This window comes from Pseudomonas sp. B19125 (assembly GCF_044218855.1).
Classification (GTDB): domain Bacteria; phylum Pseudomonadota; class Gammaproteobacteria; order Pseudomonadales; family Pseudomonadaceae; genus Aquipseudomonas; species Aquipseudomonas edaphica.
Map to the genome: position 1 here is coordinate 3,557,858 of NZ_CP162589.1, position 23,718 is coordinate 3,581,575.

Genomic DNA, 23,718 nt, shown 5'->3' on the forward strand with positions numbered 1-23,718 from the left:
GTTCAGGCCTCTCTCTGGCCGTCGAGCAAGCGTCGCAACAGCAGCGGGTTGGCGTGTTGCAGCGCAGCGGGCAGCAAGCTGTCCGGGAAGTCCTGGTAACACACCGGGCGCAGAAAACGCAGGATCGCTGCGGTGCCGACCGAGGTGCTGCGCGAGTCGCTGGTGGCCGGGAACGGGCCGCCGTGGACCATGGCGTCGCACACTTCCACGCCGGTCGGCCAGCCGTTGACCAGCAGGCGCCCGGCCTTGCGCTCCAATACCGGCAGCAGGGCTTGGGCGCGTGCCAGGTCGGCGTCGTCCAGGTGCAGTGTGGCGGTCAACTGGCCTTCCAACTGCTCGGAAACCTGGCGCACTTCTTCGTCATTGGCACACACCACGACCAAGGAGGCTGCGCCGAAGACTTCCGCCTGTAGATGCTCATTGCTTAAAAACGCGCTGGCCTGGGTCACAAACAGCTGCGCCTGGCCTTGATTCGGGCCTTGCGCCGCCAAGCCTTTGGCGGCGACTTGTGCGTGTTCGGCCAAGCTGCCGACGCCCGCTTCATAGGCCTGGAAAATACCTGGCGTCAGCATGGTCTGGGCGGCGCACGCCGGGAGCAACTCACTCGCCGTGGCGACAAAGCGCTCGAGTGCCGGGCCTGCGACCGCAATCACCAAGCCAGGGTTGGTGCAAAACTGCCCGGCGCCTTGGGTCAACGAGGCGACAAAACCTTGGGCCAACGCCTCTGCACGCGTGTGCAACGCCGCAGGAAACAGATACACCGGGTTGATCGAACTCATTTCCGCATACACCGGAATCGGCTCCGGCCGCGCTTGCGCCGCCTGGGTCAGGGCGATACCGCCGCTGCGTGAGCCGGTAAACCCCACGGCCTTGATACGCGGGTCGGTGACCAATGCGATGCCGACTTCGCGACCCGATCCATACAGCAGCGAAAACACACCGTCGGGCAAACCGCAGTCTTTAACGGCCTTGGCCAGCGCACGGCCGACCAGTTCGCTGGTGCCGGGATGCGCGCCATGGGCCTTGACGATCACCGGGCAACCGGCGGCGAGTGCAGAGGCGGTATCGCCGCCCGCTACTGAGAACGCCAAGGGGAAATTGCTCGCACCAAACACCGCCACCGGCCCCAGTGCGATGTGCCGCTGGCGCAGGTCTGCACGTGGCAATGGCTGACGCGCCGGTTGCGCGGTGTCGACGCGCACGTCCAGCCATTCACCGGCGCGCACCGTGCGGGCGAATGTGCGCAATTGCCCGCAGGTGCGGCCGCGTTCGCCCTGGATACGCGGGCGTGGCAGGCCGGTTTCGGCCATGGCGCGTTCGATCAACTCATCGCCGAGAGCTTCAATGTTGTCGGCGATGGTTTCAAGAAAGGCCGCACGTGCTGCCAGCGAGGTGTCGCGATAGCTGTCAAACGCCGCCCAAGCCAAGGCACAGGCCTGTTCGACATGCTCGCCAGCGCCGCCTGGGTAGGCAGGCGCCAGGGGCAGGTCGGTGGCGGGATTAATCGCCTGGATTGCTTCTCGATGGCCGAGGATTGCGTGCTGACCGATCAGCATCTTGCCCGTCAGAGTCATGGGGTGTCCTTGAAAAATGAGGGTTGGCCGCTGTGAGAACCACAGCGGCGCGCGAGGGTGTCAGGCCACGTTCTGTTCAGCCGACCAATTGGCGTACCACTGGCGGAACAGTGCGTACTGGTTTTCGGCGTAACGCTGTTGGGCGGTGCTGAGTGCGTCGGTTTCGTTGAAGTGCAGGGCGTAGCCCTGGTCGCCGTTGAGCACCATCAAATGCTTGTAATACAGCACCAGGTCGCAACCCTCGTCGAAGGACGACAGCACGGCCAGCGCGGCTTCCAGCTCACGTGCCAGGCGCCGGGCCTTGGCGTCGCCTTTGGCGGCTTTTTTGCTCAGGGCGACCAGTTGCAGCACTTCGCGCGGCAGTGCGTTGCCAATACCGGTGATGGCGCCGGTGGCGTTGCAGTTGACGAAGCCGTGTACCACTTGGGTGTCGACGCCGACCATCAGGGTCACGGCATCGTCCTGGGAGGTGATGTTTTCTGCCGCGTAGCGCAGGTCGGCGCCGCCGCCGAATTCCTTGAAGCCGATCAGGTTGGGGTGTTCACGGCGCAGTTCAAAGAACAGGTCTGCGCGGGTGGCGAAGCCGTAATACGGGCTGTTGTAGATCACTGCCGGCAGGTTCGGCGCGGCCTTGAGGATCGCCGAGAAGTGCGCCTTTTGCGCGGTGGCCGAAGCGCCACGGGACAGCACGCGCGGGATTACCATCAAGCCATGGGCGCCGACCTTGGCCGCGTGGGCGGCGTGGGCCACCGCTTCACGGCTGTTGACCGCGCCGGTGCCGACGATGGTCGGCACGCCAGCGGCAACCAAACGGGCCACGCCTTCCTGGCGTTCGGCTTCGGTCAGCAGCGGCCAGTCACCCATGGAACCGCAATACACCACGGCGCTCATGCCGATATCGATCAGTTCACGGCCCTTGGCGACCAGGGCGTCGAAGTCCGGTTTGCGTTCAGGCGTGCACGGGGTCATCAGTGCAGGGATGCAACCGGTGAAGATGTTGTCGCTCATTGTTCTAACTCCAGCGTTCAGTTAAATAAGGCCCGGGCTCAGATGCCCCAGGCAAAAGGGTCCTGTTCGTCGATCAGCAAGGTGCTGTCGGCGGTCATGAAGGCGCGGCCGGTGATGAACGGGCGAATGCGTTCGCCATCCCATTCATAACAGCCTTCGAATTGGCTGCCGGTGATGCTGGCTTGCACCCAGGTGGCGCCGGGAGCGAGTTTGTCGTCAGCCGCCAGGCACGCGAGTTTGGCGCTGGTGCCGGTGCCACACGGTGAGCGGTCGTAGGCTTTGCCGGGGCACATCACGAAGTTGCGGCTGTCGGCGTGGGCGTCGTCGGCGAACAGTTCGATATGGTCGATCACTGCATCGTCCGCACCGTGGATGCCTTGGGTTTCGAGGGCCTTGAGCATCGCCCAGGTGTAGTCGGTGAGGGTGTCGACGTTGTCCATCGCCAGCCTGTGGCCGTGCTGCGACACCAGGAAAAACCAGTTGCCGCCCCAGGCAACATCGCCATGCACCACGCCATAGCCCGGCACGTCCACCGGCACCTGCCGCTGATGACGGTAGGCGGGTACGTTGCGCAAGGTCACCGCGCCGTCGTCGTGCAAAGTGGCGGCTACCGGGCCGACCGGCGTGTCGATGGTGTGCACGCCGGGCGTTATGCGGCCCAAGTGGTGCAAGGAGGCGACCAGGCCGATGGTGCCGTGGCCACACATGCCCAGATACCCGGCATTGTTGAAAAAGATCACCCCGCAGGTGGCGCCTGGCGTGACCGGCGCGCAGTACAGCGCGCCGACCAGCACGTCATTGCCACGTGGCTCCAGCAGGCAGGCGCGGCGCCATTGATCGTGTTCGCTGCGCAAGGTGTGCAACTGGTCGGCAATGGTTGCGCCGGCGAGGGCAGGGAAGCCGTCCATTATTAGGCGCGTCGGTTCGCCGCCGGTGTGGGAGTCGATAACATGCAGGCGCTTCATAACAGGCTCCATCAGTGAGTGGCTGGCGACAGTGGCGCGCTGTAATGCGCGTCGCTGACCGCTTCGCTTTCGTCGTCTTCGTGTTCCAGGCGCACCAGGTGCGCGGGCACGCCGGTGGCGGCGCCCCAGTAGTAGATGCCCAGGGCGCAGAGGGCGACGACCAGCGTGTCAAACGGGTGGCTGATCGCGCCGATGCCGCCGAAACTGCCGAGCTTGGACAGCAGGATAGTCACCGCGTAGAAGCCGATCAGCCAGGCCGACGAGCGCACTTGTTGCTTGAGATTCAGGTGCGCGGTCGGCACCCAGCGTGCGCACAGCAGGTACACCACAAACATCAGGATTTGCAGGCCAAGCAGCCACGACACGGTGCTCCAGCCGGACCAGTAAACGATCAGCGCGGCGATGATGAACGACAGCGGGCCGAGCACCGCCATGCCCTTGACCCGGAACGGCCGGGCCATGCCGGGCGCATTGCGGCGCAGCGCCGCGACGGTCACCGGGGCCACGGCGTAGCTTAAGATCAGCGCCGCCGACACCACATTGATCAGTGCTTCCCAGGACGGAAACGGCAGGGTCCAGAACACCGACAAACCAAAGGTCAACCACAGCGCCGGGCGCGGGATGCCGGACTTCTCATCAATGCGCGTAAAGATCTTGAAAAACGTGCCGGTCTGCGCCCAGCCGTACACCACACGCGGCGTGGCATTCATGTAGATATTGCCGCAGCCGCTGGGTGAGATCACCGCATCGGCCACCACCAGGTAGGCCAGCCAACCCACGCCCAACGCCAGGGCAATATCACGATAAGGCAGCGCCAGTTGCTTGCTGATACCCGCCCAGCCATCGGCCAGCATCTCGGTCGGCACGCCACCGAGGAAGGCGGTTTGCAGCAGCACATAGATGGCAGTCGACAGCAGCACGGAGAGGATCAAGGCAATCGGAATCGTGCGTTGCGGGTTCTTTACTTCACTGGCCACCGAGATGATCGGCGTGAGGCCCAGGTAGGCAAAAATCACTCCGCCGGCCGACACCGCCATCTCGATGCCCGACAGGCCAAACGGGGCAAAACCCTGGGTCTGGAAATTCGCCGGTTTGAAGAAGGTGAACAGCACACCAATCACCAGCAGCGGCACGATGAACTTGAATACGCTGACCAGGTTATTGGCGATGGCGAAGGTCTTCACACTGCGGTAATTGAGCACAAAGAACAGGCACAGCAGTGCAAATTGCACCAACCAGCCCAGGGTGGTCGGGTCGCTGGAACCGACCTTGGTCAGCTCGGGAAACCAGGCCGCGGCGTATTGGCGCGAGGCGACCACTTCGATCGCCACCAGGCTGGAGAACGCGATCAGCGTGATAAAGCCCATCAGGTAGCCCAGCAGCGGGCCATGGGAATACACCGGGTAACGCACCACGCCACCGGCGCGGGGCAGGGCGGCGCCGAGCTCGCAGTACACAATGCCCAGCAGCAGCACGGCGAAACCGCCGATCAGCCAGGAAATAATCCCCGCCGGGCCGGCGATGGCGGACACGTGGCTGGCCGCAAACAACCAGCCCGAACCGAAGATGGCGCCTAACCCGATAAAGGTCAGGTCCATCAGTGAAAGTTGTTTCTTGAACTTGCCTTGAGCAGACATGGCGGCGCCTTCTTGTGAGTTATTGGATAGGCATGCAGTGGCGATATCCTGAACCGATCAAGGGCGCTGCGATTGATGTTTTGCGTTGATGTGAATGACGAATTCGGCACAGTTTGAATGCGTAGATCCAGGCTTTTTTGTGGGAGCTGGCTTGCCTGCGATTGCATCACCTCGGTTTGCCTGAATGACCGAGGCGTCTGCATCGCAGGCAAGCCAGCTCCCACATTTTTGATCGAGTGTGGCTTCCAAGGCTGCCACAACCTTGTGTAGATACTCAGGCTGGCATAGGGCAATCTGCTTAAAAAAAATGGAGTGCAGGCCATGCTGCCCAGTGCATTTGCGAGCTTTCTACAGGCCAACCGCCCCAACAGCATCGAGCAACTATTGGCGGGGGTCGCGCAGTTGTTGCCCTTGCTCGACGTAATCCCCAACGCGGCGATTTTCATCAAGGATATCGACGCCCGCTACGTCCTCGCCAACCACACCCTGGTGCAACGCTGCGGCCTCAAACAGCTGCAGCCGCTGCTGGGTAAGACCAGCGCCGAAGTGTTCCCCGCACAATTGGGGCCGGGCTACACCGAGCAAGACCGGCGCGTGCTGGAGCAGGGTTTTGTGCTCGAAGACCAGCTTGAGCTGCACCTGTATGGCAGCCGCGAACCGGGCTGGTGCCTGACGCACAAATGGCCGCTGTACAACGACAAGGGCGCGATCATCGGCCTGGCGGGTATTTCGGTGGACCTGCAATCGGCCAGCGAAAAGCATCCGGCCTACCAGCGCCTGGCCGCCGTGGATGAACACATTCGCCAGCATTTCAACCGCCGTGTCACCCTCGGCGAGCTGACCCGCATTGCCGGGATTTCCGTGGCGCAACTGGAGCGCTACTGCAAACGTGTATTCCACCTCACGCCCCGGCAGATGATCCAGAAGGTGCGCCTGGAGCATGCGCACCGGCTGTTGCACACCGACCTGCCGATCACCGAGGTGGCGCTGCAATGCGGCTACACCGACCACAGCGCATTTACCCGCCAGTTCAAGGCATTGACCGGATTTACGCCCAGGCAGTACCGGCAATTGGAGTAAATGCAACGAATCAAGGCCTCCGCCGCTCCTATGCTTACCAATCACCTTTTCACGGCAAGAGGAAACAGGCTTATGACGGCGGCGGATAACGATCATGTGAACTGGCTGGTGCAACAATCCATGCTCAATGCGGCGCGTCAGCGGGCAAGGCTGTACAGCGGGCAAGGGCGTTTGTGGCAGCAGCCGTATGCGCAGACCCGGCCGCGTGATGCCTCAGCGTTGTCGTCGGTATGGTTCACCGCTTATCCGGCCTCGATTGTGACCCGTGAGAACGGCACGGTGCTCGAAGCCCTGGGCGATGAAAGCCTGTGGCAGGCGTTGTCGAAGATCGGCATCCAGGGCATTCACAACGGCCCGCTGAAAAAGTCCGGCGGGCTCGACGGTACACGGCATACGCCGACGATCGATGGCAATTTCGACCGCATCAGCTTCGAGATTGACCCACAGCTGGGCACCGAAGCGCAGTTGCAGGCCCTGACGCGCATGGCCGCCGCGCACAACGCGGTGATCATCGACGATGTGATCCCCTCCCACACGGGCAAGGGCGCGGACTTCCGCCTGGCCGAGATGGCGTATGAGGACTATCCGGGGCTCTACCACATGGTCGAGATCCGCGAGGAAGACTGGCCCTTGCTGCCCGACGTTGCCGAGGGGCGGGATGCGCAGAACCTCAGCCCTGCGCAGGTGGATGCGCTGCGCGACAAGCATTACATCGTCGGCCAGTTGCAGCGGGTGATCTTCTTCGAACCCGGCGTCAAGGAAACCGACTGGAGCGCAACCCCGGTGGTGGTTGGCGTGGATGACAAGCCGCGCCGCTGGGTGTACCTGCATTACTTCAAGGAAGGCCAGCCGTCGCTGAACTGGCTGGACCCTTCGTTTGCCGCGCAGCAGATGATCATCGGCGACGCCCTGCATGCCATTGATGTGATGGGCGCCAAGATCCTGCGCCTGGACGCCAACGGCTTCCTCGGCGTGGAACGCAAGCTGGACGGCACTGCCTGGTCGGAAAGCCACCCGTTGTCGATCACCGGCAACCAGTTGCTGGGCGGGGCGATTCGCAAGGCGGGCGGGTTCAGCTTTCAGGAGTTGAACCTCACTGTCGACGATATTGCCGCCATGTCCCACGGCGGCGCCGACCTGTCCTATGACTTCATCACGCGCCCGGCGTATCAGCATGCCTTGCTGATGGGCGACACCGAATTTCTGCGCCTGATGCTGCGCGAGATGCACAGCCAGGGCATTGACCCAGGCTCCTTGATTCATGCGTTGCAAAACCACGATGAGCTGACCCTGGAGCTGGTGCATTTCTGGACCCTGCACGCCCACGACAGTTACCTCTACCAAGGCCAGACGTTTCCCGGTAACAGCCTGCGCGAGCATATCCGCGAGCAGATGTACGAGCGCCTGGCCGGCGAGCATGCGCCGTATAACCTCAAGTTCGTCACCAATGGGGTTTCCTGCACCACCGCCAGCATTATCACGGCAGCCTTGGGCATCCGTGACCTGGAGGCGATCACGCCGGCCGATATCGAGCAGATCCGCCGTATCCATATACTGCTGGTGATGTACAACGCCATGCAGCCTGGGGTGTTTGCGTTGTCGGGTTGGGACCTGGTCGGCGCGTTGCCGTTGGCGGCCGATGCGGTTGCCCATTTGATGGGCGATGGCGACACGCGCTGGATTCATCGCGGTGCCTATGACCTGGTGGAGTTGAACCCGGACGCCGAACTGTCCGCCGGCCAGATGCCAAGGGCGAAAACCCTCTACGGCAGCCTCAACAGCCAGTTGCAGGACCCGGATTCGTTTGCGTCCCAGTTGCAGAAAATTCTCGCCGTGCGCAACGCCTACGGAATCGCCGCCAGCCGCCAGATCCTAGTGCCGGATGTGGAGCATCCGGGGCTGCTGATCATGGTTCACGAGTTGCCGGCCGGGAAGGGCACGCAAATCACCGCGCTCAACTTCGGCAGTACCGCGCTGACCGAAACCCTGCACCTGCCCGACATTGCGCCAGGGCCGGTGGTGGACATCATCAATGAGCGGGTCGAGGGCGATCTCACCGCTGAAGGTGAGTTCACCATCACGTTGGACGCATATGAGGGGCTGGCGCTGCGGGTGGTCAGTCTGTCGCCGATGCTTTAGGGGCCGAAGGCGCTGATCGACTCGTCGATCAGCGCTGATTATGCATTTGCCGGGAGAATGAATAACATGCAATTAACGCATTATTAAATAAATGAATATGCGCTTGATGAATTTTGTTGTTCGGGCTAGCGTAGTGCCAATGGCCACTTTCGAGCACCGGCCACTGACCTGCCGAGGAATTTCCCATGCCTTTAGTTCGAATCGACCTGGCCGCCGACACCTCCACTGAAACCGCCGCTGCAATTGGTGACGTGATCTACGCCGCCATGACCAGCGTGGCCAATGTGCCTGAGCACGACAAATTCCAGATCATCAATCGTCACGCCAAGGATGAGTTGGTGTATCCGGCGGCGGGTTATCTGGGGATTACCTACACGCCGAACATCGTGTTTATCCAGGTGACCTGGAGCGCCGGGCGTAGCATCGCAGTGAAAAAGGCTTTTTATAAATGTATCGCTGAGGGCATCCACGCCAAAACCGGGCTGCGCAAAGAAGATGTGTGGATCAACCTGGTGGATGTGAAACGCGAGGATTGGTCGTTTGGCAACGGAGAGATGCAGTACGTGCCCGACGAGTGAGGCAGGCCTACAAGAAGGCGGCGACTCAGTGATGAGTCGCCGCCGTTTTTATTGGGCGTTCAACGCTTGTAGAAACTGGGTGTGTTTCAGCGTTTGCGAGAACATGGGCAAGGTGAAGTTCTCGGCGGCGTGTTGTTGCTCATCACTGAAGGTCGCGGTGCAGTCGGTCAACGTCACCACGTCGTAGCCTTTCTCATAGCCCGAACGAACCGTGCCTTCAACGCAGCAATTGGTCAAAAAGCCTGCGACGACCAGGTTCTGGATGCCGTTGTTGCGCAGCACCAGGTCCAGGCCGGTGGTGGCAAACGCATCCAGGCCGCGTTTGCCTTCTATGAGGATGTCTGCCGGCTCACGGCTCAGTGCCTCGCTGATGTCCGCGCCCCAGCTGCCGGCCCGGAAGGCGCTGCCGTCTGCCACACCCTTGAGAATGCCGTAGGAGCGGTGCGTCAGCTCGGGGTAGCCGTCGGCAAATTGAATCGGCATATGGATGATCTTCACACCGAGTTTTCGGGCTTGCTCAACGGTGGTTGCAGTGTTCGCCAGCATGTCGGTGCTGTGCATGACGCCTTTGACCGCGTCGTGAAACACCCCACCCGCAGTGGTGAAGTCATTTTGGAATTCAATCAGGACCAATGCGGTTTTCGTCGGGTTCATAGTGATGCTCCGTCAGGTGGTTTTTTCACTACAGCAGTTATAGGCGCCAAATCCAAGGGCCGCACTTTTCGTGTGGGAGCGGGCTTGCCCGCGAATGCGGTGGGTCAGTCAAAATCCAGGTGTCTGACACAGCGTATCCCCCATAAAAGCCGCCAGTCATAAGATAGTAACGCTGCCCAGGCACAGTGGCGCACCGGTACTCGGACGTCCCTTTGTGCGGATTGAATCATGCTGCGAAACATCGGCTTTTGGCTGGGCCTTTTCATGTTGACGCCTGGGTTGGCCCTGGCTGCCCCCGCCAGTTTTGTGACGCGGGACATTACATTTGCCAATGCTGATGTTGCACTGGCCGGCACGGTTTACCTGCCCGAGCATCCAGTAGCCTGCGTGGTGCTGGTACACGGTTCCGGCCAGGTGCCGCGTATGAGTAGTTTTGCCACAACCCTGGCCCAACGTGGCATCGCGGTGTTGACCTACGACAAACGCGGCGTCGGGCAATCTGGCGGTGTGTACGCTGGCCCGGAAGTCGGCGGCAATAACCTCGACGCTTCCAATCTGGCGGCTCTGGCGGGTGATGCGAATGCGGCGCTCGTGGTGTTATCCACCACGCTTGCGGCCAACCCAGTGCCCGTTGGGCTGGTGGGTTTCAGCCAGGCGGGCTGGATCATTCCCCTCGCCGCCGAGCGTAATCGGAGCATCAACTTCATGGTGCTATTCAGCGGCCCACTGCTGACGACACTTGAGCAGCTACGGTTCCAGTTTCTGACCCAGGGCAAGGCAGATTTCTGGCATACCCACAGCGAGGCCGATGCCCGCCAACATATCGCGCAAGACCCGGACCGCTATGATTTTGCCGCTACCGACCCACGCGACGCACTCGCCAGCATCTCGGTGCCGGGGCTCTGGTTGCTGGGCGGTCAGGACCTGCAAACCCCGGCGTTCATGGCCATCGAACGGCTGGGTACGCTTAAAGCCCAGGGCAAACCCTTTGAGTACCGGCTGTATCCCGAGTTGGGGCACAACGTCTCGCCCGGCGGTGCAGGCCAGTCGGTTGATGATGCGGTTAAGTGGATCAAGGGCGTGAAGCTAACCCGTTAACCGCATTCATTTGGCATCGTGAAAAATGATCCCCAGCGTGTGGCGCTCTCCGCGATGCAGGCGGCTCACCCCATGACGCACGCTGACTGTGCAAAAACCACGCGCGGAACGTGCCGGGCGGCTGTTGACGGCAAAGATCAGTGCCTGGCCTTGTTCAAGGGGCACTACCTCAGCCCGTGCGGCTTTGCTGGAACCGGTGTGAGTGAGCACGAACTCACCCCCTTCGAAGTCCACACCTGGCTGATCCAGCAAAAACACCGCCTGAAACGGAAACACCTGCTCGCCATACAAGTCCTGATGCAGGCAGGTGTAGTCATTTTGCCGATAGCGCAGCATCAGCGGCGTGGGCCTGCATTGGCCGGCCTGGTGACATAGCGCTTTGAATTCCACATGGGTGTCGGGGAATCGTTGATTCATCTTCAGCGCCGCGTGCCAGCGGTTGGCGACTGGTGCGAGGCGCGCGTAAAGATGCGAGCGCAGGCTGTCGACGAGTGCCGGCAGCGGGTAGCGAAAGTACTGGTATTCGCCACGCCCGAAGGCGTAGCGCTGCATGACGATGCGGCTGCGAAAGTGGCTTTCATCGGCATAGAGTGCCGCGAGTTGCCGGCAAGTTTGCCGAGTCAACAGTCGTGGCAGCAGGGCGAAGCCGTCGTTCATCAAGGCCGCTTCGATCATTGGCCAATCGAGATTTTCCAGGTGAGTGTTCATAAAGGCTGCTGAAGTTTCCATTGGCGATACTCGGCCGGCATGCACACGGCGCAAGGGCGATAGCCCGCTGCGATGGCGCTGGATTGATTGAGGAAAAACACCCTGTGCTGCACATAGCAGCCACGGGCGATGGCGTGCAGTGCCGCACGGCAATCCAGCGTGCCGTAGCGTTTACCGCGTCGATGACCAGCCAATGTGCCCGGTTCGGCGCTTGAGTAGGCTTGGCCATCGCTGCCCAATAGCCGCCACATGCGCTCGTCAGTCATGCGCCGCCCCAGGGCATAAGTGAAAACTGAGCAAAAAACCGCGCAGTTCGCCGCTTCGGACGCTGCTGATCGCGTGTTTCATATTCACCCGGTAGTAACCCTTGCTGCCCTTGAACGGGCGGTGTGCCGTGGTGATCACGGCCAGATCGCCGCGCTGCAACGGCACCACCATCGGCCGCGATTGCATTCTGGGGCGTTGCTCGGTAAGGACACATTCGCCGCCGGTGAAATCCTCGCCGGGCGCAGACAGCACGCCGGCCAACTGAAATGGAAATACGTGCTCGCCCTCGGCGTCCTGCCCCAGCGCCTGGTGCTCGTCTTTGCGCAGGCATGTCAGTTGGGGCAGTGCTTGCTGCTGGCCGACGGCGCGGCACTGCGCATGAAAGTCGGTGAGTTGGGGAGGGTAGCGGTAGGGCAGTTGCAGGATGTCGTTCCACCGGTTGGAAAGCTGTGCCAATGGCGGATAAAAGCCGTTCAGTAGGTGGGTGAACAAGCCTGGGACCTCAAGCCCGAACATGCCGGGCAGCACGACGAAACCTTCGCGGTCGAGTTCCAGGCCGATGGTTTGCCAATCCAGGTGTACCAGGGTGGCGGCAAGGGGAGTCATGAAAGCCTCGGTCACTGTGCATTTGCGCCAGTGTAGGCAGGCGCCAACCCACTGAAACTCCGGTTCTTGCGACGCAATTCTCCCTGGCTGACCGAACATTGATCTCGATCAGGTGCCCCGCCTGACAGGCCTTTTAACCTTGCGCTTCCATCAAAGGCCAGGGACGGCTCAATGCGAGCCTGTGGCCGTGCACCTCAAGGAAGAGTCTGCCATGCGATCACTGAAGATCATCTTGTTGTCCTCTGCATTCAACGGTTTGACCCAACGGGCCTGGCTGGATTTGCGCCAGTCTGGGTTTGACCCCAGCGTGGTGCTGTTCACCGATGAAGCCACGGTGTGCCGGCAAATCGAGGCGGCGGACGCCGACCTGGTGATCTGCCCGTTTCTCAAGGACCGCGTGCCGCAGCAGTTGTGGAGCAACCTCGACCGCCCGGTGGTGATCATTCATCCGGGGATTGTCGGTGACCGTGGCGCCAGCGCGGTGGACTGGGCCATCACCCAGCAGGCCCGTCGCTGGGGCGTCACCGCGTTGCAGGCGGTGGAGGAGATGGACGCAGGGCCGGTCTGGTCGACCTGTGAGTTCGACATGCCCGCCGAGGTGCGAAAGTCCGAGTTGTACAACGGCCTGGTGAGTGACGCTGCGATCACCTGTATTCGCGACGTGGTGGAAAAATTCACCCGTGGTGTGCTCCCTGCGCCACTGGATTACACGCAGCCCAACGTTATCGGGCGCTTGCAGCCGAACATGAAGCAGGTAGACCGTGCTTTCAGCTGGCACGACTGCGCGCGCTTCATCAAACGCAGCATCGACGCCGCCGACGGCCAGCCGGGTGTGTTGGCCAGCATCCAAGGCGAGCAGTACTACTTGTACGACGCGCACCTGGATGCACGCCGGGGCCTGCCGGGTGAAATGCTCGCGGTACAGGATGATGCGGTATTGGTCGCGGCCGGCGCTCAGAGCGTGTGGGTCGGCTCACTTAAACGCAAGGCCCAGCCAGGCGAGGAAACCTTCAAGTTGCCGGCCCGTCACGTGTTGGCCGGGCGCCTGGCGCGTGTGCCCGTGCTGGACAGCTCAATTGCCCACCAAGCCTTCAATGAACAGGCCTATCAACCGATTCGCTACCGTGAATGCGGCGATGTCGGCGAATTGACCTTCGAGTTCTACAACGGCGCCATGAGCACTGAACAATGCCAGCGGCTGGTCGTTGCACTGCGCTGGGCCAAGGCACGGAACACCCAGGTGCTGCTGATCAAAGGCGGGCGCGGCAGCTTTTCCAATGGCGTACACCTCAACGTCATCCAGGCCGCACCCGTGCCGGGGCTAGAGGCTTGGGCGAATATCCAGGCGATCGATGATGTGTGCCAGGAACTGCTGACCGCCCGGCAACTGGTGGTCAGTGGCCTGACCGGCAGTGCCGGCGCCGGAGGTGTGATGCTGGCCCTGGCGGCCGATATCGTCTTCGCCCGTGCCGGCGTAGTGCTCAACCCGCATTACAAGAGCATGGGCCTGTATGGCTCCGAATATTGGACTTACAGCCTGCCGCGTGCGGTGGGCAGTGAAATTGCCCATAAGCTCACTGAAGAGTGCCTGCCGATCAGCGCCATTCAGGCACAGCAGTGGGGCATGGTGCAGGACATTGGGCCACGTTGCCCGACTGCGTTCAGTGCATGGTTGCTGCAAGCGGCCCAAGGCGCGTTGAGCGATGAGAAATACGCCGCGCAACGCATGCGCAAAGCCACTATCGACCTTGAGCCAATGGATCGCTGCCGCCAAAACGAGTTGGCCCAGATGGAACTGGACATGGTGCACAACCGCCAGCAGTTTGCCGAGAAGTGCCGCAACTTTGTGTTCAAGCGTAAAGCCTGCCAGACGCCGCAACGGTTGATTGCGCCGTGGGCGTTGGCGCGTAAGGGCGAACTGGTCGACTGAGCGGTACTGCGGTTTTAGTCCCAGTCCTATTTGTTTCTGTTTTGGCGCTGATAAGCTTTTTTCCTGAAACAATCTCGGGAAATTTTTGTCATGATCCAAAATGCCGTCGTGCCCAACGAGTTCAGCGCGCTACGTGTCGTCACGTTGGCATCCGATGCTGCCTGTGCGCATCGGCTTGCCTTCGCCTTGAGCAGCATGGGGGTAACTCCGATTGCCAATATTGGCACCTTGAGCGCCGTTGAGGCTTGGCTGCGCGAGTCCCCGATCGACGTCATTGTCTGCGAAATTCGCCCAGAGTGCGGTGATGGGCTGATGTTGCCGAGCCTGCTCAGGGGGCTGCACGAAGCAGGCACACTGGCCCGGTTGCCCTGCATCTTCTGGACCGGAGAGACGGCCTTGGACGCGCCCGCGGGCGAGGTCGACGTGACCCGTAAAACGCCTGCAAGCCCGCTCTGGATCAAGTACATGGGCGGGGTTGCGGTCAGTGCGCTGGAGTCCCATGCGCGGTTGGCGCGAACGGCGGGGATCTCCGTGCAAATCCTGCGCGAAGGCGCAACCCTGGCGCTGGGCGACGCCTTGCGCGCGGTCGTGCTGACGCGCGCGCAGCCGGATGCAAGGCTGAATATGAACACTTTTGATGACTTGGCCGAAGATGAGGTGATCAACGCGCTGACCACAGGCGAGGGCTTGCGTTTTGTGTTCCAACCGCAATTTGAGCTGCTGAGCCGGCGTATCGTGGGGGCCGAAGCGCTGGTGCGTTGGAAGCATCCACGATTTGGGGAAATCCCCCCTTCGGTATTGATGCCCTTGGTCAACCGCTTGGGCCTGGACCTGCTGCTGTTCAGCCTGGTGGAGATGTGGACGATCAAGGCCATGCTCGCGCTCAAACGCGAACATATCGGGATTCCCATTGCTGTAAACGCGTCGGCCAAAACCATTTGCACCCCCGATTTCTCCGAGCGCCTGGCCGCGCGGATGCGCCAGGCCGGCCTGCCGAACCGGCTGCTGAAAATCGAGCTTACTGAAGATGTACCCGAACCGGATGAGCTCTACCTATCCGCTTCGTTAACGGCGATTCGGGCCAAGGGGTTCCAGGTATCGATGGACGACTTCGGCACGGGCGCTGCTACGTTGAACCTGTTGGCGAACCTGTCGTTTGATGAGATGAAAATTGACGGATCGTTTGTGCGTGGGGTTGAACAGCACTCGTCTTCACGCAAAGTCATTGCCGGTATTGTCAATTGGGCGCGACTGCTCAGTTTGAATTTGGTGGCTGAGGGCATCGAAGACGAGTCGACGATTGCGTTGCTCTATCGTTTGGGTTGCCGAGTGGGGCAGGGTTACGCGTTGGCTCGCCCAATGGAAATGGACGATTTCTTGAACTTTGTTATTCAGCGGGAAAATAGTGCTGGTGCTGAGCGCTTTTAGGAGTGATCTGATACCCGAATGAGTGCCCGTGCATTAACTTTCGCATCCGCTTACTGTTTAAGAACTATCGGTTGCTGAGTTGGTTTGGCTGTTGTTATGTGTGTTATGTGCGATTGTTCAATATCACGGATGCCGTTGATTTTATAGGTTCGTCTGCGATGACGAGAACTTACTAAAGATGAGAATGTTGCAGGCCTCATCCTTTTGCTCGTTATAAAGAGTGCCTTCCACGTTATGAAATGCTTAAGAATTGCTTTGCTCGATGATCATGCAATCGTGCGGCACGGGTTAATCAATCGATTGCAGCAGGAACCTGATTTTGAAGTGGTGGGTGTCTACGCCCGCAGCCGTGAAGCGATGGCTGGGCTCGCGTTGCTGCCCGCCGATGTGCTGTTGCTGGATTTCGTGCTCGGGCCCAGTGAACTGGACGGCATCTTGTTGATTCGTGCGTTGCGAGTGAAGTACCCGCAATGCCGCATTCTGATGTTCTCCACGCATCACGATGCCGCCACCGTGATCCTGGCCCTGCGTGTCGGCGCGCGCGGGTTTCTTGGCAAAGGTGAAGATATCAACCAGTTGATCAGTGCGGTTCGGTTGGTGGCATCCGGGGAGGTCTACCTGAGCCCGGACATGGCCTACCGGGTAGCCGAAGCGACGGCGGTGAACCATATCGGTGACGAGCAGAACCGCGATGAAGCCTTGCGTTTTGTCAGTCTTTCCGCGCGTGAACAGGACGTGATTCGGTGTTACTTGACGGGTATGACCATTACCGATATCGCCGAAAAATTCAATCGCAGCATCAAGACCATCAGCTCACAAAAAGCCTCGGCGTTTCGCAAGTTGGGCGTGGTATCGAACAATGAGTTGTTCAGGATCAAACACATTATTGATGGTATTTGATCCTGGTTTCCGACACCCAGCAACGAGCGGGGTGTGATTTACCGATCCTTGCTTATACTCAAAGACGGGTTGAACGTTGTAGCGGTGGGGTATCCCAGTATTCCGACAGCGTTGTGCCGAGTGGGTCGATCACGATGAAACCAATACGTATTGCTTTGCTGGATGATCACGCAGTTGTTCGACACGGGCTAGCCGCCACGTTGGCGGCCGAGGCGAACTTTGAAGTGGTTGGCATTTATGCGCGCAGCCGCGACCTGATCGCCGGCCTCGCCTTGGCGCCAGCAGACCTGCTGCTGCTGGACTTCTCCCTGAACCCTGACGAGCTGGACGGGGTCTCACTGATCCGCGCCTTGCGGGTCAAATTTCCCAGCTGTCATATCCTTGTTTTGTCCACGCATCACGACCCGGCGACGGTCAGCCTGGCCATGCGTGTCGGTGCCCGTGGCTTTGTCGGCAAGGGTGAAGAAATGGCGCAGTTGGTCAAGGCCATCCGCAAGGTGGCGGCGGGTGCGGTGTACCTGAGTACCGACATGACCTACCGCCTGGCGGAGACGGTGACCAGCGATACTGGCCAAGGCCGTGGCGATGCGCCTGACGCGTTGGTCCAGGCGGAGTTGACCAGCCGTGAGCAGGAAGTCATTCGCTGTTACCTGGCGGGCATGACGGTGAGTGAGATTGCCGAGAAATTCAACCGCAGCATCAAAACCATCAGCACCCAGAAAACCGCAGCGTTTCGCAAGCTTGGGGTCACCTCGAACAATGAGCTGTTCAAGCTGAATAAACTCATCGGCACGCCATGACAATCGGGTTGTGGAGGGCAGTGCTATTGGCGCTGATTGTGCTGGGCTCGCCGCTCGTCTGTGCGGCTGCCGTCGCGCTGAGCGACGAGCAACTGCAGTGGATAGCACTGCACCCGGTGTTGCGCGTCGGGGTGGTGGAGGGCTTGATTCCGTTCGAGTACATGAACGGTGGAGAACTGCGCGGGCGGTCCATGCAGTATTTGCAGTTCGTGACGGCCGCTACGGGCCTTCGTTTCAGCTACGTGCCCGGAAATACAATGGCCGCACGCGAAAACATGCTGCTGGCAGGGCAGGTGGACCTGCTGTCCTCATACTTGCGCTTTCGCTCTGAGCCTGCAACCAAGGGCATTGTTGCGCTGGTTTACCACACCACCTCGCCCATCATCGTCACGCGTGTCGACAGCCCGGGTGTCTTCGACCTTGAACAACTACAGGGCAAAAACGTGATGATTCCCGATGTGGAATATTACGAGACGATATTCCGGGACAAGGCGACCAAGTCCCATCTGATCAGAAGCACCTCGGCCCTGCAGATGCTGACCATGGTGAAGGAGGGCAAGGCCGATGCGGTAGTGGCCTCGGAAACCTTTTTAATGCCTTACCTGTATCGACAATTCCAGGGCGTGCTGGAAGTTTCCGGCGTGGTCGGCAGCCAGATGCTGGATGTGAGCATGGCCGTGCGCGCTGATGACCTCATGTTGCGTTCCATACTTGAAAAGGTACTGGGCTCCATAACGGCGGAGCAGCGCAATGATATCTATGAGAATTGGTATCACGACCTGGAAGTGGACGTGCCGTCCCTGTCAAACATCGTCAATCATTATGCGCATGTGTTCATCCTCGGTGCGTTGGCATTCGCCAGCCTTTGCGCGCTGGTCTATCGCGGTCATCGGTTGCGCCGGCGGGCGTTGCGCAATGAACAAGAAAAATCCATGTTCCTGGCGGTCATGAACCATCAAATACGTTCGCCCATGAACGCAGTGCTGGCGGCGATGGAGTTACTGGGGCACACACGGCTGAATCAGCAACAACGCCACTTTGCCCAGCTGGCCAATAGTGGTGCCGACGCGATGCTGCGTTTGCTGGACGATGTGCTTGAAACCTCCGGGTCGCAGGTCAAGCCGAAACGCCTGAAGGTCGAGTCGACCGATGTGACAGCGTTGGTGCAGGCAGTCGTCGGGCTGCATCGCCTGCGGGCCAGGGAAAAACGCCTGGAGCTCAATGCGCATATCCAAGAGGCGTTGCCCCTGTTGATGCTCGACAGTGCGCGCCTGACGCAAATCCTGCATAACCTGCTCTCGAATGCGATCAAGTTTACCGATGCGGGCAGTATTGATATCGACGTGCGCCAGGTTGGCCTGGACGCGAGCAACGGCCGCTTGCAGATCGAGGTCCGCGACACCGGCATCGGCATTTCGGCGGCGGTTCAGGCGTCGTTGTTTCGACCCTACGCGCAGCATAGCCAGTCATACAAACGCGCGGGCGGCTCAGGCTTGGGGCTGGTGATCTGCCAGCAGTTGGTCAACTTGATGCACGGGACGTTGACGCTCAAGAGCGCGCCGGGCGCGGGCACCACGGTGACGATCTGCTTGCCCGTGATAAACGCCCCGCAACTTCTTGCATCGCAACCGGCAGAGGCGCTATTAACGGCAAACGCTGGCAAAGCATTGCAGATCCTTGTGGTGGAGGACACCCGGGCGAACCAGCAGGTGTTGGGCGCGCAAATCAACAGCTTCGGCAGCCTGCCGGTGATAGCCGGCGATGCCGCCCAAGCCCGCGCCTTGTTTGTGCACACCCGTTACGACCTGGTCCTGATGGACTGTGACCTGCCGGACCAGGATGGCTACAGCCTGACCCGCGAACTGCGCGGATTCGAACAGCAGGTGGGCCGACTGCGTTGCCCGATCATTGCCATCTCTGCCTTGACCGGTGAGCAACATCTTCAGCGCTGCCTGGCGGCGGGAATGGACGCGGTGTTGAGCAAGCCTATTCGCCTGGAGCCATTGCGCGGGGTGATTGAGCGTTGGTGCGACGTCACACTGGCAGACCCTCGGTTAAACCTGATGGCCCCTGTGCTGGACCAGGCCGGGATCAATCGCGAAGTGGCCGCTGACCTGGGCAGCCTGACCAAAGCGCTTGCGCTGTGTGATCGCTCATCCGCTCTGCACGTGACCCACCGTTTGCACGGCGCAGCGCTGATCATGGAATGGTCGGCGATGGGTCAGGCTGCCGAAAACCTGCAGAACCTGCTGCGCGCGCAGTCGGGATGGGATGACCCGGCATATGCACAGGCTTTGCGGTTGCTGCTCCAGCAATGGCGTGACCTGGGCGGCGATCGGCAGGTTGATGCACTGCCTGCCACTCGTTCGCACCGGATGCTGCCTTGATGTGGCGCTTGTTGGCGGTGTTGGCGCTGATGGGCCAGATTGGTCTGTGTGTTGCGCAAGCCAACGCGCCGGCGTTGGCGTTGACACCACAGGAACTCGATTGGATTGCAGCCCACCCGGTATTGCGTGTGGGGGTGTTCGATAACCTGTTGCCCTTTGAGTACATCAGCGGTGGTGAACTGCGAGGGCTGTCGGCCAAGTACCTGGACTTGATCGCACGGCGTACGGGGCTGCGTTTCAAGTCTGTGCCGACCACCTCACGCAGTGCGCGCAAAGACATGCTGCTCAGTGGCGAGGTGGATATCTTGTCCACCCGGCGCCGGTCGGACGACCCTGCTGAAGATCGCGGCGTCCTCTATACCGCGCCTTACAACACCAGCTCGACCATCCTTATCAGCCGTTTTGACGATCAGCCGTTTGCCGAACTGGGCCAGCTCGCCGGCAAACGCCTGGTGATGCTGGGGCGTGAAGGCTATTCGGCGTTTTTGCGTGAGCGGGCGCCGGGCATCACGATCATTTCGGCCCAGAACGCGATCGACATGATGGCAATGGTCAAGGACGGCGATGCGGACGCCGCCATTGCTTCGGAGTGGTTGCTGATCCCGTATCTGTCTCGCCAGTACCAGGGCGTGCTGCAGGTTTCCGGTGTGGTGCCCAAGCAGCGTACTGGGGTAAGCATGGCGGTGCGCGACAACGACGTGATTTTGCTATCGATTCTGCAGAAGGTACTGGGGTCCATTTCGGGCGATGAGCGCCAGGCGATCTACGATGCCTGGTTCGCGGACATGAACCTCGATATCCCGCCCATCAAGGCCATCCTTGATCACTACAAAAGTGAGTTGTGGTTGCTGCTCAGCAGCGTGCTGATACTCATCACGCTGGTGTGGCAAAGCCGCGTGCAACGCCGGCGCGCCATCCATAACGAACGGGAGAAGGCGATGTTCCTGGCGGTTATGAGCCACGAAGTCCGTTCGCCCATGAACGCAATACTGGCCGCTGTTGAGTTGCTGGAGCACACCGCACTTGACGAACAGCAACATCACTTTGCGGCCCTTGCGAACAACGGCGCCAATACCCTGTTGCGGTTGGTGGACGATGTGCTGGATATCTCCAGGATGGAGGCCGGGCAATTGACGCTGAATGTGGAAGCCGTGGACCTGGGTGTGCTGGTCCAGCGCGTGGTGGACAGCCAGCGCGCGTCTGCCGAGGCAAAAGGCCTTGAACTGACGGTAACGGGTGAGCACCTGCACGCCCCGTTATTGCTGGATGAACTGCGCGTGGCGCAGGTCTTGCGCAATCTGATCGTCAATGCCATCAAGTTCTCCGACAGGGGCCATGTAGAGATTCGGCTTCAGGTGCTTGAGGGCGATCACCACCTGATGATTGAGGTCATCGACAATGGGATCGGGTTGTCCGACCAGGCATACGCCTCATTGCTGAGTTCATCCGCGCGTGCCAGTGGCAGTAACGGGCTGGGGTTGGTGATCTGCCAACGGTTAGTGCAGTTGATGGGGGGCGAGTTGACGCTCAGCAGCCTCCAGGGCAAAGGCACCCGCGTGGGTGTGAGATTGCCGGTTGAATGGGCTGCGCCGCTTGATTCACCCGTGCAGGTGATGCCTTCGCCCGACGAACCTGTGGGCTTGACGGTGTTGGTGGTGGGGGGCACCAATGTCGACCAGCAAGGGCTGGTGACGCAGCTGCGCGCGTTAGGTTGCCATCCCTTACCAATGGACGATGCCAACCAGGGTTTAAGGTTTTTCAATGCACACAAGGTTGATTTGATACTTATCGACTGCGACCTGCCAGCAGGCGCTGGCTATAAACTGCCCGGTGAATTCAGGCAGGTGCAGAGCCAGCGACAGCGTACACACTGCCCGATCATCGCGGTCTCACAGCTCACCGGCAATGACATGCTGGAATGCTGCTTTGAAGCGGGTATGGATGGCGCGCTGAGCAAACCCATTGGCGAGGGCCTTCTACGCGAAACCATTGAACTGTGGTGCGAGGTCAACCTGCTGCAACCCCCATCGGCGCCGAGTACCTCCGGGCCTGAAATACTGCGCAAACAGCTTGGCGGCTTGCTTGAGGCGGCAGCCCTGCGTGATCGCAGCCTGGCGTTGCTCGCCGCGCATAACCTGCAGGCTGCCGCGCTAGTGGCGGGGTGGATAGACATCGCGACCACGGCTGACCTGATCGATGCGGCCTTGCAGGATAAAACAGCCTGGCCAACTGTCGTTATTGCCGGTCATCTCAGCCGTATGGTTGAACAGTGGGCAGCATTAAGCGCTTGAGTGTTGCCCTTGAATTATTGGGGTGACGGCGTTGTTTTTAGGAGCACTCCTATTGACCATAAAGTTGTCTGCAGAATAAAAACCCTCCTCGGTAGATTGAATTTTTTTTGCGCGGCCATCGCCAAGTTAATTAATTAAAATCTGCGGGGCTTAGTTGCTTTTTCGGAGCAGTCCTATTTGGACAGTTCGGTGACTTCCTTACACTTAACTCCGCAACAACACAGCAGTTCTCCTGCAACAGGGAACTCACTCTCTACTCAGCATCTTGCGCTCTTGGAGTTACTCATGGATTACAAAGCCCGCGTCCTCGCTGTACTGGTCGCCGCCACTGCCACCTCCGCCGCCATGGCGTCGGACGGTACTATCAACTTCAACGGTGAACTGAAAGCCGAAACTTGCCAAGTCGCAGTCAATGGCGCGGCAGGCTCAGCAGGCAGCACCGTCACGCTGCCGACGATTTCGACCGCTTCGCTGGCTGCACAGGGCCAAGTGGCGGGCCAGACCGGGTTCAGCATTCAACTGAGCAAGTGCTCTGCGGCGCTTAAAACCGCCTCTGCGTTCTTTGAAGCAGGTGGCTCGGTGGACCCGGCCAGCGGCAACTTGAAGAACTTGAGCGGCACCGCCACCAAGGCGCAACTGCAATTGGTTGACGCCTCAAATGGTAAAGCCATCAAAGCCGGTGACACCGGGCAAGTGGCGTCTACCAGCCGTATCAGCATCGATACAACAACACTGAGTGCCGACCTGCCTTACGCCGTCCAGTACTACGCCCAGGCCGCAACTACGCCGGGCACCGTTATCAGTAACGTGACGTACTCCATTAATTATCAGTAAGTCGCTCGCCAATGAACACACGCCCTGTGTGGTCGATAAAAGGGCGTGTTTTCTGGCGGCGATGGGACACTGTCATGCCTTGCAAACTTCCACTCAAACAGTTGCTGCTGGCAAGCCTTCTGGCCCTGGCAAGCGCCCAAGCCATTGCGGGCGTGGTGATTACCGGCACGCGGGTGATCTACCCGGCTGGCCAGAAGGAAGTCACCGTCAAACTCAATAACAACGGCACGCAGCCTGCACTGATGCAAGCCTGGATCGATACTGGCAGTGTCGAGTCCACGCCCACTAGTTCCAAGGCACCGTTTCTGCTTTCGCCGCCGGTGGCACGTATCGACCCGGCCAAAGGCCAAAGCCTGCGGGTATTGTTCACGGGGGCGGCGTTGGCCTCGGACAAGGAGTCGGTGTTCTGGCTGAACGTACTGGAAATTCCGCCCAAGCCCGAGGCGGGTGAGGACCTTAACACCCTTCAAATGGCATTTCGCTCGCGGATCAAGCTGTTCTATCGCCCCACCGAGTTGCCCGGAACCGCCACTGAAGCGATTGAACAGGTGCAATGGCAAGTGGTTTCCAGCCGTGATGGCTTGGGCCTGGCTTTGCAGGCGTTCAACCCGTCGGCCTTTTACGTATCGCTGGTTGAACTGGAACTGGTGTCGGGCTCAGTACGTGCTCGCAGTGAGGACGGCATGGTCGCTCCGGGTGAAACCCGACAGTTCCCGCTGCCGACTCTCAAGACTCGGCCTGCCGCCGATGCCCAAGTGGAGTTCAACGCCATCAACGATTACGGCGCGCTGATCCCGACTCGGAAAGCACTCAAGCCTTGATCAACTCCTGACG

General features: G+C 60.2%; 20 protein-coding genes. 12 read left to right on the top strand and 8 right to left on the bottom strand.

The window, feature by feature from the left end:
• Positions 1 to 2: 2 nt before the first annotated feature.
• From AB4P96_RS16185 to AB4P96_RS16200, 4 genes are read right to left on the bottom strand one after another with little or no spacing between them, the layout of a single operon-like run.
• Positions 3 to 1,574 carry an aldehyde dehydrogenase (NADP(+)) gene (locus AB4P96_RS16185; protein ID WP_395599784.1) on the bottom strand — a complete coding sequence of 524 codons (1,572 nt, stop codon included), beginning with the start codon at positions 1,572 to 1,574 and terminating at the stop codon, positions 3 to 5.
• 60 nt (positions 1,575 to 1,634) lie between these two features.
• Positions 1,635 to 2,582 (bottom strand): dihydrodipicolinate synthase family protein, encoded by a 948-nt coding sequence (locus AB4P96_RS16190; protein ID WP_099549693.1) that lies wholly within the window; start codon positions 2,580 to 2,582, stop codon positions 1,635 to 1,637.
• A gap of 38 nt (positions 2,583 to 2,620) precedes the next feature.
• Positions 2,621 to 3,547, bottom strand: coding sequence for a 4-hydroxyproline epimerase (locus AB4P96_RS16195; RefSeq protein ID WP_395599785.1), 927 nt, complete (start codon positions 3,545 to 3,547; stop codon positions 2,621 to 2,623).
• Positions 3,548 to 3,558: 11 nt separating this feature from the next.
• On the bottom strand, positions 3,559 to 5,184 hold the full coding sequence (locus AB4P96_RS16200; RefSeq protein WP_017138871.1) for an APC family permease: 1,626 nt from the start codon (positions 5,182 to 5,184) through the stop codon (positions 3,559 to 3,561).
• A 321-nt stretch (positions 5,185 to 5,505) separates the two neighbouring features.
• Between AB4P96_RS16200 and AB4P96_RS16205 the strand changes: the two genes are divergently transcribed.
• The 3 genes from AB4P96_RS16205 to AB4P96_RS16215 all read left to right on the top strand — a co-directional run bounded on the left by AB4P96_RS16205 (position 5,506) and on the right by AB4P96_RS16215 (position 8,981).
• A complete protein-coding gene (locus tag AB4P96_RS16205; RefSeq protein ID WP_099549696.1) occupies positions 5,506 to 6,264 on the top strand; it encodes an AraC family transcriptional regulator in 759 nt (252 codons plus the stop codon).
• 72 nt (positions 6,265 to 6,336) lie between these two features.
• On the top strand, positions 6,337 to 8,403 hold the full coding sequence (gene treS, locus AB4P96_RS16210; protein ID WP_395599786.1) for a maltose alpha-D-glucosyltransferase: 2,067 nt from the start codon (positions 6,337 to 6,339) through the stop codon (positions 8,401 to 8,403).
• Between the two features lie 185 nt (positions 8,404 to 8,588).
• The gene (locus AB4P96_RS16215) at positions 8,589 to 8,981 is read left to right on the top strand and encodes a tautomerase family protein (RefSeq protein WP_017138868.1); all 393 of its coding nucleotides are present in this window, start codon (positions 8,589 to 8,591) and stop codon (positions 8,979 to 8,981) included.
• Positions 8,982 to 9,029: 48 nt separating this feature from the next.
• Here AB4P96_RS16215 and AB4P96_RS16220 read toward each other — a convergent pair whose 3' ends face one another.
• Positions 9,030 to 9,635, bottom strand: a complete 606-nt coding sequence (locus AB4P96_RS16220) for a cysteine hydrolase family protein (RefSeq protein WP_017138867.1) — start codon at positions 9,633 to 9,635, stop codon at positions 9,030 to 9,032.
• 228 nt (positions 9,636 to 9,863) lie between these two features.
• On the opposite strand from AB4P96_RS16220, the gene AB4P96_RS16225 reads away from it, so the two are divergent.
• On the top strand, positions 9,864 to 10,733 hold the full coding sequence (locus tag AB4P96_RS16225) for an alpha/beta hydrolase family protein (RefSeq protein ID WP_395599787.1): 870 nt from the start codon (positions 9,864 to 9,866) through the stop codon (positions 10,731 to 10,733).
• A gap of 6 nt (positions 10,734 to 10,739) precedes the next feature.
• Here AB4P96_RS16225 and AB4P96_RS16230 read toward each other — a convergent pair whose 3' ends face one another.
• The 3 genes from AB4P96_RS16230 to AB4P96_RS16240 are packed head-to-tail and all read right to left on the bottom strand — an operon-like array spanning position 10,740 to position 12,314.
• Complete coding sequence (locus AB4P96_RS16230; RefSeq protein WP_017138865.1) at positions 10,740 to 11,441, bottom strand: 2OG-Fe(II) oxygenase; 702 nt, start codon at positions 11,439 to 11,441, stop codon at positions 10,740 to 10,742.
• Entirely contained in the window at positions 11,438 to 11,707 is a 270-nt protein-coding gene (locus AB4P96_RS16235) for a metal-binding protein (RefSeq protein WP_099549701.1), read from the bottom strand. The genes AB4P96_RS16230 and AB4P96_RS16235 overlap by 4 nt, the downstream gene beginning before the upstream one ends.
• A complete protein-coding gene (locus tag AB4P96_RS16240) occupies positions 11,700 to 12,314 on the bottom strand; it encodes a 2OG-Fe(II) oxygenase (protein WP_395599788.1) in 615 nt (204 codons plus the stop codon). The genes AB4P96_RS16235 and AB4P96_RS16240 overlap by 8 nt, the downstream gene beginning before the upstream one ends.
• 211 nt (positions 12,315 to 12,525) lie before the next feature.
• Here AB4P96_RS16240 and AB4P96_RS16245 point away from each other — a divergent pair, with 211 nt between their 5' ends.
• From AB4P96_RS16245 to AB4P96_RS16280, 8 genes are all read left to right on the top strand, one after another.
• On the top strand, positions 12,526 to 14,244 hold the full coding sequence (locus tag AB4P96_RS16245; protein ID WP_395599789.1) for a hydrogenase maturation protein: 1,719 nt from the start codon (positions 12,526 to 12,528) through the stop codon (positions 14,242 to 14,244).
• A gap of 90 nt (positions 14,245 to 14,334) precedes the next feature.
• Complete coding sequence (locus tag AB4P96_RS16250; protein ID WP_017138861.1) at positions 14,335 to 15,672, top strand: EAL domain-containing protein; 1,338 nt, start codon at positions 14,335 to 14,337, stop codon at positions 15,670 to 15,672.
• A gap of 234 nt (positions 15,673 to 15,906) precedes the next feature.
• On the top strand, positions 15,907 to 16,572 hold the full coding sequence (locus AB4P96_RS16255) for a response regulator transcription factor (RefSeq protein WP_170037525.1): 666 nt from the start codon (positions 15,907 to 15,909) through the stop codon (positions 16,570 to 16,572).
• A 134-nt stretch (positions 16,573 to 16,706) separates the two neighbouring features.
• Positions 16,707 to 17,372: a response regulator gene (locus tag AB4P96_RS16260; protein ID WP_395599790.1), complete on the top strand. Its 666-nt coding sequence runs from the start codon at positions 16,707 to 16,709 to the stop codon at positions 17,370 to 17,372.
• Between the two features lie 20 nt (positions 17,373 to 17,392).
• Positions 17,393 to 19,759 carry an ATP-binding protein gene (locus AB4P96_RS16265; RefSeq protein WP_395599791.1) on the top strand — a complete coding sequence of 789 codons (2,367 nt, stop codon included), beginning with the start codon at positions 17,393 to 17,395 and terminating at the stop codon, positions 19,757 to 19,759.
• Positions 19,759 to 22,050, top strand: a complete 2,292-nt coding sequence (locus tag AB4P96_RS16270) for an ATP-binding protein (RefSeq protein ID WP_395599792.1) — start codon at positions 19,759 to 19,761, stop codon at positions 22,048 to 22,050. Before AB4P96_RS16265 ends, AB4P96_RS16270 begins: the two co-directional genes overlap by 1 nt.
• A 285-nt stretch (positions 22,051 to 22,335) precedes the next feature.
• Entirely contained in the window at positions 22,336 to 22,884 is a 549-nt protein-coding gene (locus AB4P96_RS16275) for a fimbrial protein (protein WP_017138856.1), read from the top strand.
• Positions 22,885 to 22,958: 74 nt separating this feature from the next.
• The gene (locus tag AB4P96_RS16280) at positions 22,959 to 23,705 is read left to right on the top strand and encodes a molecular chaperone (RefSeq protein WP_017138855.1); all 747 of its coding nucleotides are present in this window, start codon (positions 22,959 to 22,961) and stop codon (positions 23,703 to 23,705) included.
• Positions 23,706 to 23,718 lie beyond the last annotated feature (13 nt).

Bases quoted from the DNA above. Each gene is read 5' to 3' on its own strand.
- AB4P96_RS16185 (WP_395599784.1), bottom strand. From the start codon at position 1,574: ATGACTCTGACGGGCAAGATGCTGATCGGTCAGCACGCAATCCTCGGC.
- AB4P96_RS16255 (WP_170037525.1), top strand. From the start codon at position 15,907: ATGAAATGCTTAAGAATTGCTTTGCTCGATGATCATGCAATCGTGCGG.
- AB4P96_RS16205 (WP_099549696.1), top strand. From the start codon at position 5,506: ATGCTGCCCAGTGCATTTGCGAGCTTTCTACAGGCCAACCGCCCCAAC.
- AB4P96_RS16235 (WP_099549701.1), bottom strand. From the start codon at position 11,707: ATGACTGACGAGCGCATGTGGCGGCTATTGGGCAGCGATGGCCAAGCC.
- AB4P96_RS16190 (WP_099549693.1), bottom strand. From the start codon at position 2,582: ATGAGCGACAACATCTTCACCGGTTGCATCCCTGCACTGATGACCCCG.
- AB4P96_RS16270 (WP_395599792.1), top strand. From the start codon at position 19,759: ATGTGGCGCTTGTTGGCGGTGTTGGCGCTGATGGGCCAGATTGGTCTG.
- AB4P96_RS16200 (WP_017138871.1), bottom strand. From the start codon at position 5,184: ATGTCTGCTCAAGGCAAGTTCAAGAAACAACTTTCACTGATGGACCTG.
- AB4P96_RS16220 (WP_017138867.1), bottom strand. From the start codon at position 9,635: ATGAACCCGACGAAAACCGCATTGGTCCTGATTGAATTCCAAAATGAC.
- AB4P96_RS16195 (WP_395599785.1), bottom strand. From the start codon at position 3,547: ATGAAGCGCCTGCATGTTATCGACTCCCACACCGGCGGCGAACCGACG.
- AB4P96_RS16215 (WP_017138868.1), top strand. From the start codon at position 8,589: ATGCCTTTAGTTCGAATCGACCTGGCCGCCGACACCTCCACTGAAACC.
- AB4P96_RS16245 (WP_395599789.1), top strand. From the start codon at position 12,526: ATGCGATCACTGAAGATCATCTTGTTGTCCTCTGCATTCAACGGTTTG.
- AB4P96_RS16225 (WP_395599787.1), top strand. From the start codon at position 9,864: ATGCTGCGAAACATCGGCTTTTGGCTGGGCCTTTTCATGTTGACGCCT.
- AB4P96_RS16240 (WP_395599788.1), bottom strand. From the start codon at position 12,314: ATGACTCCCCTTGCCGCCACCCTGGTACACCTGGATTGGCAAACCATC.
- treS (WP_395599786.1), top strand. From the start codon at position 6,337: ATGACGGCGGCGGATAACGATCATGTGAACTGGCTGGTGCAACAATCC.
- AB4P96_RS16260 (WP_395599790.1), top strand. From the start codon at position 16,707: ATGAAACCAATACGTATTGCTTTGCTGGATGATCACGCAGTTGTTCGA.
- AB4P96_RS16275 (WP_017138856.1), top strand. From the start codon at position 22,336: ATGGATTACAAAGCCCGCGTCCTCGCTGTACTGGTCGCCGCCACTGCC.
- AB4P96_RS16230 (WP_017138865.1), bottom strand. From the start codon at position 11,441: ATGAACACTCACCTGGAAAATCTCGATTGGCCAATGATCGAAGCGGCC.
- AB4P96_RS16250 (WP_017138861.1), top strand. From the start codon at position 14,335: ATGATCCAAAATGCCGTCGTGCCCAACGAGTTCAGCGCGCTACGTGTC.
- AB4P96_RS16280 (WP_017138855.1), top strand. From the start codon at position 22,959: ATGCCTTGCAAACTTCCACTCAAACAGTTGCTGCTGGCAAGCCTTCTG.